The organism is Blastococcus sp. SYSU D00695, assembly GCF_054050555.1.
The window spans coordinates 84,531-97,696 of the sequence record NZ_JBJGZP010000007.1; the positions used below are offsets into that span (position 1 = coordinate 84,531).

Sequence of the window (13,166 nt, forward strand, 5' to 3'; positions counted from 1 at the left end):
ACGTCGAGAACTGGGGCGTCCTCCGCCGGGCATGCGTCAGCTCACCACAGGCTGGCGGACCCTCGCAAGGACCCCCGGACCGCCCCCGGCGCCGCCCCGTTCCGCCGCTCACAGCGAGCAGGTCGTGACACCGTCACGGCCAGCCGGGTCCTGCCCCGTCCTGGAGCAGTCCCGGTGCCGCACCGACACCCGGCCAGCTCGGCGGCCTGCCCGCCACCAGCCCTGCAGGATCGGGACGCAGCGCCGCCCGAGATGACCGCCGCCGCGGTGAGCAGGGACCGGCACGGCCGCCGACCCCTCGCCGAGCCAGCCCGGCGACCGCCCGCCCGGAGCGACCATCAGCGCGGTGCCCACGGGGACCCGCCGGTCAGGGCATCGCGGATGGAGACGTGCACCCCGGGGCCGATGATCGGATGGCACTCGACACGCCCTCCGACCTCCGCCACCGTGGTGCCGTGGCACCCTCCCTGACCTACCTGCAGCGACTGACCGCCTTGCGACGGAACCGCACGGGGGCGGGGTCGCCGTCCACCGGGCGGGCGCGTCCACACGTCCTCGTCATCCTCGAGAACCTCCCCCTCGGGAACGACATCCGGGTGCGCAAGGAGGTCGACGACCTGCTCGCGGCCGGATACCGCGTCTCCGTCATCTGCCAGTCCGGGTGGAAGAACGACGAACTGCGCACCCTGCCGGGGTTGACCCTGTGGGAGTACCCGGCCCCCGTTGAACCACGGGGCCTCGTGGGATACGTGAGGGAGTACGCCGTGTCCCTGGCGTGGGCGGCGGTGCTGTCCGCGCGCGTGCGCCGGCGCGGCACCGTCGACGTCCTGCAGCTGATCCAGCCGCCGGACACGTACCCGCTGCTGGCCTGGGCGCACAAGCGCCTGGGCGCCGCGGTCCTCGTCGACCAGCACGACCTCATGCCCGAGCTGTTCGACCTCCGCGGGGATCGCGGCGGGCGGCCGGTGCGGGCCCTGCTCGGCCGGCTCGAGCGCTGGACCCAGCGGGTCGCCGACGAGACCGTCTGCACCAACGAGTACCAGCGCGCCCGCCTGCTGGCCGCCGGCGGGACCCCCGACCGCGTCACGGTCGTCCGCAACGGTCCGGTCCTGGACCGGGTCCGGGTCGCGGAGCCGGACGAGGCGCTGCGGGCCGGCCACCGGCAGCTGTGCTGCTGGATCGGCAAGATGGGCCGGCAGGACCGGGTCGACCTCGCCGTGCGGGCCGTCCACCACGCCGTCGAACTCGGCGCGGGAGACGTGCAGTTCGTCTTCCTCGGTGACGGGGAGTGCCTCGACGAGGCGCGGGAGCTGGCCGCGCAGCTCGGGCTCGACCACTGCGTCTCCTTCCCCGGGTGGGTCCCCGAGGCCACCGTGTTCGCGCATCTCGCGACGGCCGATCTCGGCCTGGACGCCTCCCTGCAGGCGGACGTCTCGCCGATCAAGGTCTACGAGTACATGGCCTTCGGGGTCCCGTTCGTCTCGTTCGACCTCGGGGAGACCCGGGCGGTCGGCGGGGAGGCGGGCAGCTACGTCCCGCCGGGCGACGCGGAGGCCCTCGGGCGCGAGCTGGCGGCAGTGCTGGCGGACCCCGACCGCCGCCGCTGCATGGGCCGGGTCGGACGCGACCGGGTGCGGGACGAGCTGGCATGGGAGCACCAGGGGCGCAGGTACCTCGAGGTCGTGGCCCGGCTGTGCGCCCGGCCGCCGGGCCGGCTCCGCGGGGCCTGAGGGCCCGGCGACCCTGGGATCAGCCGGCGGGCACCTGCCAGCCGGTCGTGTCCAGCCCGGTGAGCCGCGCCACCGCGGGCGCCACGTCCGCGAGCTGCTCGCGGAGGCTGCCGCGGACGTCGGGAGGCAGCTCGCCGGTCCGGTCCAGGGAGGCCGCCCGCGCCCGCCGGACCAGCTGGCGGACGGCGGGCGGTGCGACGCGGGACAGCGGTGCCCGGAGGCGCTGCGGGGCCCACAGCACCCGGGTGAGCAGGTCCAGCCGCGGGACGCCGGAGGCGTTGACCTCCCCGGCCAGGACCGACGGCGAGAAGCCGGCACCGTCCAGTCCGAGGAAGGCGTACACGCCGGACATCGCGCCGGCGGCGTCCGCGCGCAGCGCCTCGGTCGTCAGCACGTGCAGCTGCTCGGCGGGGAAGGTCTCGAGGTACTCCTGCAGCCCGTGCTGGTAGCGGCCCGCACCGACGTACCACCACATCGGCCCGTAGCCCTCCCGCCGCCGCCGCTCCTCGGCCGCGAGGCCGTCCCGGACGTCGTGCAGGGGTTCGCGCCCCTTGCTGCGCTGGTACTGCCAGGCCGAGTAGGCGCGCTCGACCGGGTCCCGCAGGATCAGCACGACCCGCACGTCGGGGCGTCGCCGGTGGATCGCGCTCGCGACGCCGGGCAGGGTCAGGTACATCGCCGAGGCCTCACCCCGCGCCCGCGTCCCCGCGGCCGCGAAGAGGTCCTGGTACGCCGCCCAGTCCGCCACGTTCTCGCGCGCGAACCCCTGGTCACCCGGACCCCGGAAGTCCAGGGCGCCTCGCTGGACGGCGAAGTAGTTGGGTTCCTTCGGGCTGCACATGAACACCGCGGGGTGCTCCGCCAGGGCAGCGGCCAGCGCGGTCGTGCCGGCGCGCATCGCCCCGGCCACGATGAAGTCCGGCGCCACCGTCACGCCTCCTCCAGCCACGAGGGGAGCCGCCGCTCGCCGTCGCCGTCCAGCATGCCGCGCAGCGCAGCCAGGTCCTCCTGGAAGTACCGCGCCAGCCAGGCCCGGTCCGCCGGCTCGAGCCGGTCCTGCTGCCTGCGGGCGTTGATCCCGTAGTACGCCCGGCGCAGGGCGCTCTTGAGCCGCGGAGCCGTCCGCCACATCTGCTCGCCGGCCCGGTTCACCTCGAGCGCGACCCGCTGCAGCGCCCTGTTCGAGACGTCGGTGGTGACGTTGTCCTGCCGCTGCGGGGTCGAGGTCAAGGGCGGTATCCCGAGGTGTCGGCAGACCCTGGCCAGCACGGCGTCCGGGTCCCGGCGGAGGTCGTCGTGGAAGAGGACCAGCAGGCGGTCGTCGAAGTGCGCCCGCCAGTGCGGCAGGTAGTGGGAGTACAGGCCCCCGCTGAGGCCCCGCCACCCGACCATGTCGCGGGAGGACTCCGGCGACGTCCCCAGACGCTCGCACCGCCGCAGGTACTCGGGGAAGGGGATGTCCGGGTCCAGGGTCAGGCCGGCGCGGCAGAACCGCCACCACGAGAAGGCCCGTTCACCGGGCTCCCTGAGCACCACCACGACCCGGGCGTCGGGCAGCGAGGTGCCCACGACCCGCGCCATGGCCTCCCCGCCGTAGAAGTACCCGGGGGTCGCCTCGAGGAGCACCGGGCGGTGCCGCGGGTCGGGGAAGTACCTCGCGTAGTCCTGGAGGGGAGGCAGGGGTTCCCCGTACTTCACGGGGTCGAAGAAGTGGGTCTCCTTCACCGTGGAGCAGGCGACGTCGGGATGGCTCGCGAGGGCGTGGAAGAGCGAGGTCGTGCCCGCCTTGTTCACCCCGGCGATGACGGCGTTGGGCAGGTGCACCGGTCCACCTCGTCGACGGGACCGCCTCACGGCCGGGTCCCGGGCAGCCGGGGAGGGTGTGCCGGTACGCGGCGCGGGGACCGTCGGGCGACCATCTGTCCGAGCATGTGCTCCCCTCACCTCAGCAACCGTCGGTACAACTCGGCCCAGCGCGCGGTCACGACGGGTTCGGCGTAGGTGCTCCGCACGCGTGCCAGCGCTGCCCCGGCGAGCCGCTCCCGCAACTCCGGCGACGTCATGACCTCGGTGAGGGCCGTCACGAGCGCGGGGCGACTGCCCGCCTCGACGAGGACGCCGGCCGAGTCCCCGAGGACGGAGGCGACCGCACCGACGTCGCTCGCGACGACGGCGGTGCCGGCGGCCATGGCCTCCAGCACGAACATCGGCAGCGCCTCGGCCCGGGACGGCAGCACCGCGACGGCCGAGGACAGGAGCGTCTCGCGGACCACGGCTCCCGGTGTGACCCCGTGGACCTCGACCGAGTCGTCCACCTGGTCGACCGCCTCGCGCATCGGGGCCGTCACCCGCCCGAAGACGTGCAGGGTCCAGCCGGCGGCCACCTGCCGGTCCAGGTCACGCCACGCGGCCAGCAGGACGTCGGCCCCCTTCCGGGAACCCACCTCCCCCGCGAAGACCACCGCCGGTCGGCGCGCGTCCATGGACGGGACGGTCGCCGGGGCCGGCACGTCGTTGGGGATGACCACGAGACGTCCCGCGCGGACGGGGGCGACGGCGGCGTGCGCGTCGGACAGGACGTGGACGACGTGCGCCGGGGCGAACGCCGCCCACAGCGCGAGCCGGCCGGCGGCCGTCCGCCGGGCGAGGGCCGAGCTGGAGTGCCACGTGGCGCAGACCCGCCAGCCGAGCAGCCGGCCGAGCAGGGCCAGCCCGCCCTCGCGCACCGGGGACAAGCCGTTGGACACGTGGACGTGGAGCACGGCCGGCCGCCGGCGGACCCACCCCGTGCGGATCAGCCGGACGAGCGCGACCACCGCCGGCGCCTGGCGTCCGACCTGCGTCGAGGCACGGGGGTCGTAGCTCGGGAGGCCGACCAACCGGAGGGCGCCCAGGTCCCGCGACAGGTGGGTGCGGACCACCCGGGAGATGCCGCCGAGATCGCTCTCGGGTGAGTCGCCCAGGTGGACCACGACGGGTCCCGGTCCCGTCGGCACCCGGGCCGGCGCGGCGCGGACCATCGAGGGGGCGACCGCGACCGCTCCCGGGGCTCGGGTGCTGCACACGTCCGTTCCCCCTTCCGGAGGTCGACCGCACGAGGCGGTCACCCTACTGGGCCTCGGCCGCCCGAGGGGCGGCCGGCGACCGCGCCACCGGTGCGACGGCGCCCTCCTCGGCCATCCCGTCCAGCCGCCGGGAGGAGACGAGGAAGATCCAGGCACTCGTCACGGCCATCACCCCGGACGACCCCACCGCCATCCCCGCGCTCCCGGCCAGGGAGCCGCCGACCACCAGCGCCACGACGGTGAGCGCCGCGGTCACGGTGCTGGTGAGCGAGAACGCGGTCGACCACCCACGCATGAGCAGCAGGGTCGGGGCCAGCCCCGTGGCGGCGTTGACCGAGAAGCCGAGGGACAGCAGCACCACCAGGCCCTTCACCGGCCCGAGGTCCGCGCTGACGTGCTCCAGCCAGCTCGCCGGGAACAGCAGCACCCCGAGGAGCACGGGGGCGTAGAACGCGACGCAGGCGAACTGCGAGCGGCGACGGAGCTCCCGGAGCTCCCCGGCGGTCCGCGCGCGTGCGAAGGCGGGGCCGAAGTACGCCGACAGCGACACCAGGATCGTGGTGGCGAACCCGGCCACCCTCAGCGCGAGGCCGAGCTGGCCCGTCTCCTCGGCGCTCAGGAACAGCGGCGCCAGGGCGAGCGGCGCGTTCGACGTCACCACGTTCGCGACGGCCCCCAGGGACACCGCCAGGATCTCCGCGTACATCGACCACGGCGTCCGCCAGGGAGCCGACCAGGCGGTCCCGATGGAGTTCCGGCCGCGTGCGGTCCCGACGACGGCGAGGACGGTGGCGCCCCAGATCGCCGCGATGTAGGACAGCCGCAGGGCCTCGAGCGTCACGAGGCCCGTCGCCGCGTGCAGCACCAGGGCGGTCACGAGGACCACGAACGGATGGCTGGCCGTGTCCAGGAGGACCCCGAGGTCGGGCCGGCCGCCCGCCTTCAGGACCGCGCTCGAGATCCGCTGGGCGAGCAGCCCCGCGACAGCCACCGCGACGTCCCGCAGCAGGAGGTCGCCCCCGGACCCGAACGCCACGGCCGCGAGCAGGCACACCAGCGCGAGCTCGAAACCGTGCCGCCAGAGCCAGCCCACCTGCGGCGGGCTGCCGGCGCCGCCACCGCTCGCGTGCCGCAGCATCAGGTTCGGCACCCCGGCCCCGATGGCCGCACACAGGTTCACGATCGCGACGAAGACCAGGAACCGGCCGAGGACGGCGGTGCCCGCCAGGTGTGCCAGGACGATGCTCAGCACCAGCTGGAGGACGGAGCCGACGAGGCGGACCAGAGCGACCTGCATCGGTCTCACGAGTCGTCGAACGAGAGACCGCACCCCGCCCCCAGGACGTCCGCGTGCACCGGTGGGCTGGGAGCATAGAGCCGCCCGGCGGGGCTCCGTGGCCGGCGACCCGTCGTCCGTGAGCGGCGACGACGGGAACCCGACCGGCGACACCGGGTCCTGCGTATGGTCCGCGCCATGCCTGCAGGCGCTCCGGGAGGCCCCGCGCCGCCGGGCCGCGCCCTCCGCCTCCCGTGGCGGATCGAACGTCCCGTGTTCGTGATCGCCCCGCCCCGCTCGGGGTCGACGCTGCTCTTCGAGTGCCTCGCCCGGTTCGGCGAGCTGACCGCGTTCACCCATCGCGAGGGCACCTTCATCTGGCGCCGGGTGCTGCCCTACGACCAGCGGGCGACCGTGTCCGACCGGATCGACCCCGCCGAGTTCTCCGGCCGGCGGCGTCTCGAGGTCAAGGCGCTGCTCTACGCGTACAGCGCGCTCACCTCCCCGGTGGCTGCTCGCCGGGACCGGCTGGTGCGGCTGCTCCGCCGGCCCCGGATGCGCTACCTCGACAAGACGGTGTCCAACGCCTTCCGCCTCGACCTGCTGGCGGAGATGTTCCCGGACGCCTCGTTCGTCTTCCTCGTCCGGGATCCGCGCACCAACCTCGCGAGCATGATCACCAGCTGGCCGGAGGAACGCTTCGCCAAGCCCCCGCTGACGCGCTACGTGCGGGCGTCCGGGTCCGCGCTGCCGCACTGGACGTACGCCGCGCCGCCCGGCTGGCGCTCGACCCTCGGCTGGAGCCTGCCGGAGATCTGCGCGTGGAGCTGGCAGCAGCACGCCGAGGCGATCCTCGCGTTCCGCCGGTCCGGGGCCGGCGGCCCACTGGTCCGGTACGAGGAGCTGGTGCGGGACCCCGTGTCGGTCGTGGGTGGCCTGGCCCGGCACCTGGGTCTGGAGATGACGCCGGACATCGCCGAGCACCTCGCCCGGCCACCGCGGAGCCGCACGACGTCCACGATCCCGAGCGACGGCGCTCGACGAGCGCTGGTGGCGGCACAGGTCGAGTCGGTCCTGCCCCGCGTGGCGGAGACCGCCCGCGCGTTCGGTTACTGACCGCCGGCGCTCCGGATCACCGGCGCCCCCGCGAGCGGGCCCGGCGCGGGCACGGTCCCCGCTGTCTCATCAGTCACAGACTTTCGTCATCCCGAAGACCCCCGGGTACGGTGACTGGGACGTCAGCGAGTCACCAAGTGAATACCGCAGGTGATCATCAGCTCGGTCGAGTTCATGACACCGCTGCGATGAGCGACAGCGACGCGGGCACAGCCAGGCCCGCGGATCGCTGCGGTGCATCGCGGACGTCGGCTGCTCGCTGACGCCCGCCGGCGCTCGTCGACGGATCGCATGACCGTTCCGGCGTGCTGATCCGTGCGCCGGTTCCACGCCACGGGGGGCGTGGAGGTCCGACCGGCCGCCCTTGACTCGACGGGGCGGCGCACCAATCCTGAGAACTCGGAGAACAATCGTTGCCGAACGACCTCGCCCCCGACAGGAGCACCTTCCGGGAAGGGCGTCCGCGTGAGCGGCATATTACCAGGTCACTGGCCCGCCGCAGTGCCATGACCATCGTCCTCGCGATGATCATCGCTGCGATCAACCTGCTGAGCGGCACGGGAGTCGCCGTCGCCGGGGAGAGCTACCGCCTGCGGTGTGCCGACGACCCGTACTCCTACCGCCAGACGACGGCTCCCAACGGCGCGACCGTCCGTCGTCACGAGCTGCGCGCGGGCGACATCGCCGCACTCGACGCCAAGTACTCGGACGGCCGCCAGCGCTGCGAGCAGATCGGGCAGACCGACTACCCGTTCGACACCAACATCTGGTTCTCGTACTCCTTCCGGCAGACGGGCCAGATGCCCAAGAGCTGGGTCACCATGAGCCAGTTCCACGCGGCGCCGGAGAGCGGCGAGCGCTCGGGCAAGCCGCCGGCGTTCCTCATGCAGCAGTCCAACGGTCGGCTGCAGCTGCTGACCCGGTCGGACACGCGCGTCAACACGACCACCCAGGTCGCGCCGGTCGTCCGCTTCTCGATGCCGTGGTTCCCCGCCAACACGTGGGAGGACGTCGTCGTGCGACTCGTCTTCGACCCCTTCGGCAACGGCCGGGTGACGTTCTGGCTCAACGGGACGCAGAAGTACGACAGCGGTCGCATCCCCATGGGTTACAACGACACCGTCGGGCCCCACTTCGCGCAGGGGCAGTACCGCGGCGCCTCCAGCCTGACCACGACCTTCGAGTTCGCGAACATCGAGGTCGGCCGGACGAGCCTGCTCGACCGGGTCAGCAACCCCAAGCCGCTGCCGAACTGACCCGCACGGCGGCACGTCGTCGGCGCGGCGCGCGTCGCCACCGCTGACGCGCGGTCCCGGCGAGCGCCCCCGGTCCCCGGACCGGGGGCGCTCGTCGCGCCGGTGGTCGGTCCACCCGGGGGCGGCCGTGCGTCCCACCCTTGCGCCCGTGCCCAGAACGGGCATGATCAGCCGAACGACGGCCGACGGGGGGCCACGGATGGACGTCCGGCTCCGCGGGCACGCGGTGTCCAGCGCTGGTCCCGGGAGCAGCCTGCGCCCGACGCGCACCGGCCGGCGTCCCCTGACCCTCGGCTCCGCCCGGAAGGCGCTCGTGCACCGCCTGGTCAAGGCCGCGCACCACGTCCTCAGCCTGCCCCCCACCTCGCCCGACCGGGTCTGCGTGTGGGGGACGCCGGACTTCGAGGAGAACAGCCTCGTCGCCGCAGCGGCGTTGGCGGGGACCGGGTCCTTCCGGGTCACCCTCCTCGCCCGGCGCCCGGAGCGGGCCCGGCGGTACCTCGCCCTGGCGGCCGACCGGGACCTGCCCATCGACATCGTGCGCAAGCGGTCGCTCCTGGGCCTGCTCCGAGCCAGCCGGGCGCGCGTGCTGCTGTTCACCCACGGTCTCTACGGGGCTCCGGACCTGACGAGGCACAAGACCGTGGTGAACCTGTGGCACGGTTTCGGGCCGAAGGCCACGAGCAACTCCTCCTTCGCGCTGCGGATCCGCTCCACCGTCATGACCTGCAACACGCCGGTGTGGGCGGGGGCCGCGGCGCGGGCGCTGGGCGCGCCGGACGCCCGGCTGCTCCGGACCGGCAACCCCCGGCAGGTCAACATGCGGCGGCCATCGCACGCCCAGGCGTGGGAGCGGCTCGGCCTGCGGCAGGGGTCCTACGTGCTGTGGATGCCGACCTACCGGTCGTCCAACGGGAGCTCCGGACAGGCGTGGCGGGACGCCCCGGACCTGTCCGAGCAGCGCGCGGGCGGCCACGGGCTCGACCCGGTCAGCGGCCTCGCCCGCCTCGCCGCGTCGGTCGGGGTCGAGATCGTCGTGAAGCCCCATCCACTGGACGCCGACCGGTTCGAGCGCGACGGCCTCCGCGTCGTGACGACCGAGCAGGTGTTCGACAGCGGGATGACCCTGTACCAGTTCATCGGGTCCGCCGCGGGCATGATCAGCGACTACTCCAGCGTGTGGGTGGAGTACCTCGACGTGGACCGCCCCCTCCTGCTGTTCTGCCCCGACCTCGCCGACTACCGGGAGGGCCGAGGACTCAGCAGACCCCTCATGACCGAGGTGGCGAAGGACCTCACCGTGGAGCGGGTCCACGACGTCCGCCCCTTCCTCCAGGCGGTGGCGCGGGGGGACGACTGGCGCCCGCAGGCGCGCACCGCGGTCCGCAGCGCCCTCGGGCTCGAGGACCCCGCGGTGCGGCCGGAGTCCTTCGCCACCGCGCTGCTGAGCGATCCGGCGCTGCAGCGACCGGGGACGACGCGTCGCCTCCCCCGGCGTCCTCCGCGCAGGCCCTGACGTCCGTCGGCGTCCGCGCCGTCAGCTCCGGGAGCGGCCGCCCGGGTGTCGCTCAGCCGTCCAGCGCGGACCGGGCCACCGGCTCGTGCCGGGGAGCCGGGAGTCCGCGGGCGCCTGCGGTCAGGTGCGCAGCAGGCCGTCGGGGTCGAGCCCGACCACGGCCGCGGCGGCCGCCGCGACCAGCCACAGACCGACGGCGAGGCAGCGCCGCGCCGTCGTCGTCCCCCGCCTCACCGCGTTCGTCACCGTCAGCCCCCAATCCGCGACACGGCGGAACCTAGTGAGCGCCCGGCCGTCGGGCCAGGGGTCCGTGACCGGTGGGACGAACCGCAACCGGGCCGCCGCCGGGCGACCGGTCCCCGCGCCGGGTCGACGGTCGGCGCGGCGCCTCCGGCGGCCTCGGCTCCCTCGTGCACAGTGGTCTCCGTGCTCACCCGCGGAGGCCCACGCCGCCGGTCGGCGTCGCTGCGTCGGCTCGCGGTCGCGCTGAGCCTGGCCCTGGTGCTGGTCCTCGCCGCCTGCGGCGGCTCCGGCGGCGCGACCGGCGGCACCGGCGGCAGCTCCCCGGCCGACGAGTCGTCGGCCGTCGCGTCGCCCTCCCCCACCACGCCGCCCGACCCGCAGGCCGCGGCGCGGGCTCGGGTCGAGGAGGTGCTGGCCGGGCTGGACCGGCGGCAGCAGGTGGCCCAGCTGTTCGTCGTCGGCGTTCCGCTGGCCGACCTCTCCCCCGCCGCGGAGCTGATCGCCGACACCCGCGTCGGCGGCGTCTTCCTCGCCGGCCGCAGCACGCTCGCCGCGCCCGACCTGGCCGCCACCACCGCGGGGTGGGCCACGCTGACCACCGGCCCGAGGCCCTGGGTCGCCGTCGACCAGGAGGGCGGCGCGGTGCAGACGCTGCGCGGGCCCGGCTTCGACCGGCTGCCACCCGCCGTCGAGCAGGGCGCGCTGCCGCCGGACCAGCTCGCCGCGCTCGCCGGCGGGCTCGGCGCCGCACTGGGCTCGGCGGGCATCACGCTCGACCTCGCCCCCGTCGCCGACGTGGTCCCCGCCGGCACCGAGGACGGCAACGAGCCGATCGGCGCGTTCGGCCGGCAGTACGGGAGCACCGCCGCGGCCGTCGTCCCCGCCGCCGGCGCCGTCCTCGACGGGCTGGCCGCGCACGGCGTGACCGGCACCGTGAAGCACTTCCCGGGGCTGGGGCGCGTGCTCGGCAACACCGACGACAGCACCGGGGTCACCGACCGCGTCACCACCGCCGGCGACGAGCAGGTCGCCGCCTTCGGCACCCTCGCCGCCTCCTCGGCCGAGCCGTTCGTGATGACCAGCTCGGCCACCTACGCGCTGATCGACCCGACGGCGCCCGCGGCGTTCTCGCCCGTCGTCGTCACCGACCTGCTGCGCGGGCAGCTGGGGTTCGACGGCGTGGTGATCTCCGACGACCTGGGCGCCGCCGCGGCCGTGCAGGACGTGCCGCCCGGCGACCGCGCCGTCCGCTTCCTGGCCGCCGGGGGCACGCTCGTGCTCACCGTGGACCCCGCGGTGCTGCCGGCGATGATCGACGCGGTCGTCGACCGCGCCGGGACCGACCCGGCGTTCTCCGCGCAGGTCGACGCCGCCGTGCGGACGGCGCTGCTGGCCAAGGCCGGCCGCGGGCTGCTGGGCTGAGCAGGCGGCCGGACCCGAGCGGGCGGGCTCAGTAGTAGGGGCCGCGGCCCGCGTCGGTCCACACGACGAGGAAGAGCACGAACAGGAGCGCGCCGACGATGCCGAGCACGAGACCGGTGATCGCCAGGCCCGTGTTGCCGCCGACCCGCTCGAGCTGGCTCATCCCGACCGCCCCGAAGGCGATCCCGCAGGTGGCGCAGACGATGCCCACCAGCGGCACCCAGCACAGCAGGAAGCCCAGCAGCCCGGTGACGAAGCCGGCGATGCCCATGCCGGTGCCCGGCGCCTGCGCCGGCGGCGCGTAGGGCCCGCCGTAGGGGTGCGGGCCGGGATACGGCGCGCCGTAGCCCGGCGGCCCGTACGGCGGCACCGGGGAGGACCAGGCGTTCAGCGGCCGGCCGGTGTAGGGGTCGACGGCCGGCTGCGCCCCGTACCCCGGCGCCCCGTACCCCAGCGCCGCGTAGCCGGGGGCCCCGTAGCCGGGGGTCGCCTGGCCCGGGGCCGTCGCCTCGTACCCGTACGCGGCGGACCCGTACGCCGCGGAGCCGTACGTCGCGGAGCCGGGCCCCTCGGAGCCGGGACCCGCCGGGTCCTGGCCCGGGGTCCCACCCTGCTCCGGCCGGCCGTCGCGCTGCTCGTCCATGGTCCCCGCTCCGTCGCCCGGCCGGGCGGTCCTCCGCCCTCGGCCGAGGGTGCCACCCGGACCGCGCCCGCCCCGGGAGCCCGACCGCGCGCCCACCCCCTTGGGGGGACGGCACGTTTCAGCGGCTCCCGCGCCGGCCAGGGCGCGCCGATCCCCTCCCCATGACCATTGCGCACGACCCGGTCGACGTCGCTCCGGACGCCGGCCTGCCCGCCCTCCTCCCGGGCCCCGCCGACGTCCTCGCCGAGCTCGCCGCCCGCGCGGGCACCCCCGCCGATCTGCTCCTCGTCGGCCTCCTCCGCCGCGACGACAGCTGGCCGCTGCCGGCCGCCACCCTCACCGCCGTCACCGCGGCGGTCGCCGGCACCATCCGCGGCGAGGACTGGCTGGGCCGCGCGAGCTCCGCGGAGTTCGCCGTCCTCGTCGGCGCGGGCGCCGCCGAGCGCACCGCCGGCCGCCTCGTCACCGCCGTCGCCGCGGCCGGGGGCCCGGCCCTGTCCGCCGCCGCCGGCGTCGCCGCGCTCGATCCCGGCGTCGCCCCGGCGGAACTGCTGCGCCGCGCCACCCTGAGCCTGCGCACCGCTCGCTCCCTGGGCGCCCTCACCACCATCCGCTACGCCGGCACCCGCTGACGCGCCGCCGTCCGCAACGGCGCGGACGCCGGGCGTCGCCCCCGCGCGCGGGGGCGCCCCTCACCGCGGCCGCCGGCGCCGCCGCCACCGCAGCGCGGCGACCACCACGGCGACCAGCAGCACCAGCCCCGTCCCCCAGCCGACCCCCTCCGCGGCGGGCGGCGCGGCACCCAGCCAGCCGGCGACCGCGTACCCGACGGCGTAGCCGAGGACGACGACCAGCAGCGCCGGCACCGCCAGCACGAGGACCCCCATCCCGCCCCCCTC

12 protein-coding genes are annotated in these 13,166 nt (G+C 75.5%); 6 read left to right on the top strand and 6 right to left on the bottom strand.

Annotated features, from left to right (window positions below):
• Window positions 1-455: 455 nt before the first annotated feature.
• Window positions 456-1,730 (top strand): glycosyltransferase family 4 protein, encoded by a 1,275-nt coding sequence (locus ACI781_RS06940; protein ID WP_456565344.1) that lies wholly within the window; start codon window positions 456-458, stop codon window positions 1,728-1,730.
• Window positions 1,731-1,749: 19 nt separating this feature from the next.
• Here the strand turns inward: ACI781_RS06940 and ACI781_RS06945 are convergent, their stop codons facing one another.
• The 4 genes from ACI781_RS06945 to ACI781_RS06960 form a co-directional block, all read right to left on the bottom strand.
• Entirely contained in the window at window positions 1,750-2,664 is a 915-nt protein-coding gene (locus tag ACI781_RS06945) for a sulfotransferase (protein WP_456565345.1), read from the bottom strand.
• The gene (locus ACI781_RS06950) at window positions 2,661-3,554 is read right to left on the bottom strand and encodes a sulfotransferase family protein (protein ID WP_456565346.1); all 894 of its coding nucleotides are present in this window, start codon (window positions 3,552-3,554) and stop codon (window positions 2,661-2,663) included. Before ACI781_RS06950 ends, ACI781_RS06945 begins: the two co-directional genes overlap by 4 nt.
• Window positions 3,555-3,670: 116 nt before the next feature.
• Window positions 3,671-4,795: a glycosyltransferase family 4 protein gene (locus ACI781_RS06955; RefSeq protein WP_456565347.1), complete on the bottom strand. Its 1,125-nt coding sequence runs from the start codon at window positions 4,793-4,795 to the stop codon at window positions 3,671-3,673.
• 43 nt (window positions 4,796-4,838) lie between these two features.
• On the bottom strand, window positions 4,839-6,092 hold the full coding sequence (locus ACI781_RS06960; protein ID WP_456565348.1) for a lipopolysaccharide biosynthesis protein: 1,254 nt from the start codon (window positions 6,090-6,092) through the stop codon (window positions 4,839-4,841).
• Between the two features lie 258 nt (window positions 6,093-6,350).
• On the opposite strand from ACI781_RS06960, the gene ACI781_RS06965 reads away from it, so the two are divergent.
• The 4 genes from ACI781_RS06965 (at window position 6,351) to ACI781_RS06980 (ending at window position 11,624) form a co-directional block, all read left to right on the top strand.
• Window positions 6,351-7,187: a sulfotransferase family protein gene (locus ACI781_RS06965; RefSeq protein WP_456565349.1), complete on the top strand. Its 837-nt coding sequence runs from the start codon at window positions 6,351-6,353 to the stop codon at window positions 7,185-7,187.
• Between the two features lie 506 nt (window positions 7,188-7,693).
• The gene (locus ACI781_RS06970; RefSeq protein ID WP_456565350.1) at window positions 7,694-8,443 is read left to right on the top strand and encodes a heparin lyase I family protein; all 750 of its coding nucleotides are present in this window, start codon (window positions 7,694-7,696) and stop codon (window positions 8,441-8,443) included.
• A 199-nt stretch (window positions 8,444-8,642) separates the two neighbouring features.
• Window positions 8,643-9,959, top strand: coding sequence for a CDP-glycerol glycerophosphotransferase family protein (locus ACI781_RS06975; RefSeq protein ID WP_456565351.1), 1,317 nt, complete (start codon window positions 8,643-8,645; stop codon window positions 9,957-9,959).
• Window positions 9,960-10,385: 426 nt separating this feature from the next.
• Window positions 10,386-11,624: a glycoside hydrolase family 3 N-terminal domain-containing protein gene (locus ACI781_RS06980; RefSeq protein WP_456565352.1), complete on the top strand. Its 1,239-nt coding sequence runs from the start codon at window positions 10,386-10,388 to the stop codon at window positions 11,622-11,624.
• Between the two features lie 28 nt (window positions 11,625-11,652).
• Here the strand turns inward: ACI781_RS06980 and ACI781_RS06985 are convergent, their stop codons facing one another.
• Window positions 11,653-12,267 carry a hypothetical protein gene (locus ACI781_RS06985; RefSeq protein WP_456565353.1) on the bottom strand — a complete coding sequence of 205 codons (615 nt, stop codon included), beginning with the start codon at window positions 12,265-12,267 and terminating at the stop codon, window positions 11,653-11,655.
• A 161-nt stretch (window positions 12,268-12,428) separates the two neighbouring features.
• Here ACI781_RS06985 and ACI781_RS06990 point away from each other — a divergent pair, with 161 nt between their 5' ends.
• Complete coding sequence (locus ACI781_RS06990) at window positions 12,429-12,899, top strand: hypothetical protein (protein ID WP_456565354.1); 471 nt, start codon at window positions 12,429-12,431, stop codon at window positions 12,897-12,899.
• 60 nt (window positions 12,900-12,959) lie between these two features.
• Here the strand turns inward: ACI781_RS06990 and ACI781_RS06995 are convergent, their stop codons facing one another.
• Complete coding sequence (locus ACI781_RS06995) at window positions 12,960-13,154, bottom strand: hypothetical protein (protein ID WP_456565355.1); 195 nt, start codon at window positions 13,152-13,154, stop codon at window positions 12,960-12,962.
• Window positions 13,155-13,166 lie beyond the last annotated feature (12 nt).

Bases quoted from the DNA above. Each gene is read 5' to 3' on its own strand.
- ACI781_RS06975 (WP_456565351.1), top strand. From the start codon at position 8,643: ATGGACGTCCGGCTCCGCGGGCACGCGGTGTCCAGCGCTGGTCCCGGG.
- ACI781_RS06960 (WP_456565348.1), bottom strand. From the start codon at position 6,092: ATGCAGGTCGCTCTGGTCCGCCTCGTCGGCTCCGTCCTCCAGCTGGTG.
- ACI781_RS06970 (WP_456565350.1), top strand. From the start codon at position 7,694: ATGACCATCGTCCTCGCGATGATCATCGCTGCGATCAACCTGCTGAGC.
- ACI781_RS06990 (WP_456565354.1), top strand. From the start codon at position 12,429: ATGACCATTGCGCACGACCCGGTCGACGTCGCTCCGGACGCCGGCCTG.
- ACI781_RS06985 (WP_456565353.1), bottom strand. From the start codon at position 12,267: ATGGACGAGCAGCGCGACGGCCGGCCGGAGCAGGGTGGGACCCCGGGC.
- ACI781_RS06995 (WP_456565355.1), bottom strand. From the start codon at position 13,154: ATGGGGGTCCTCGTGCTGGCGGTGCCGGCGCTGCTGGTCGTCGTCCTC.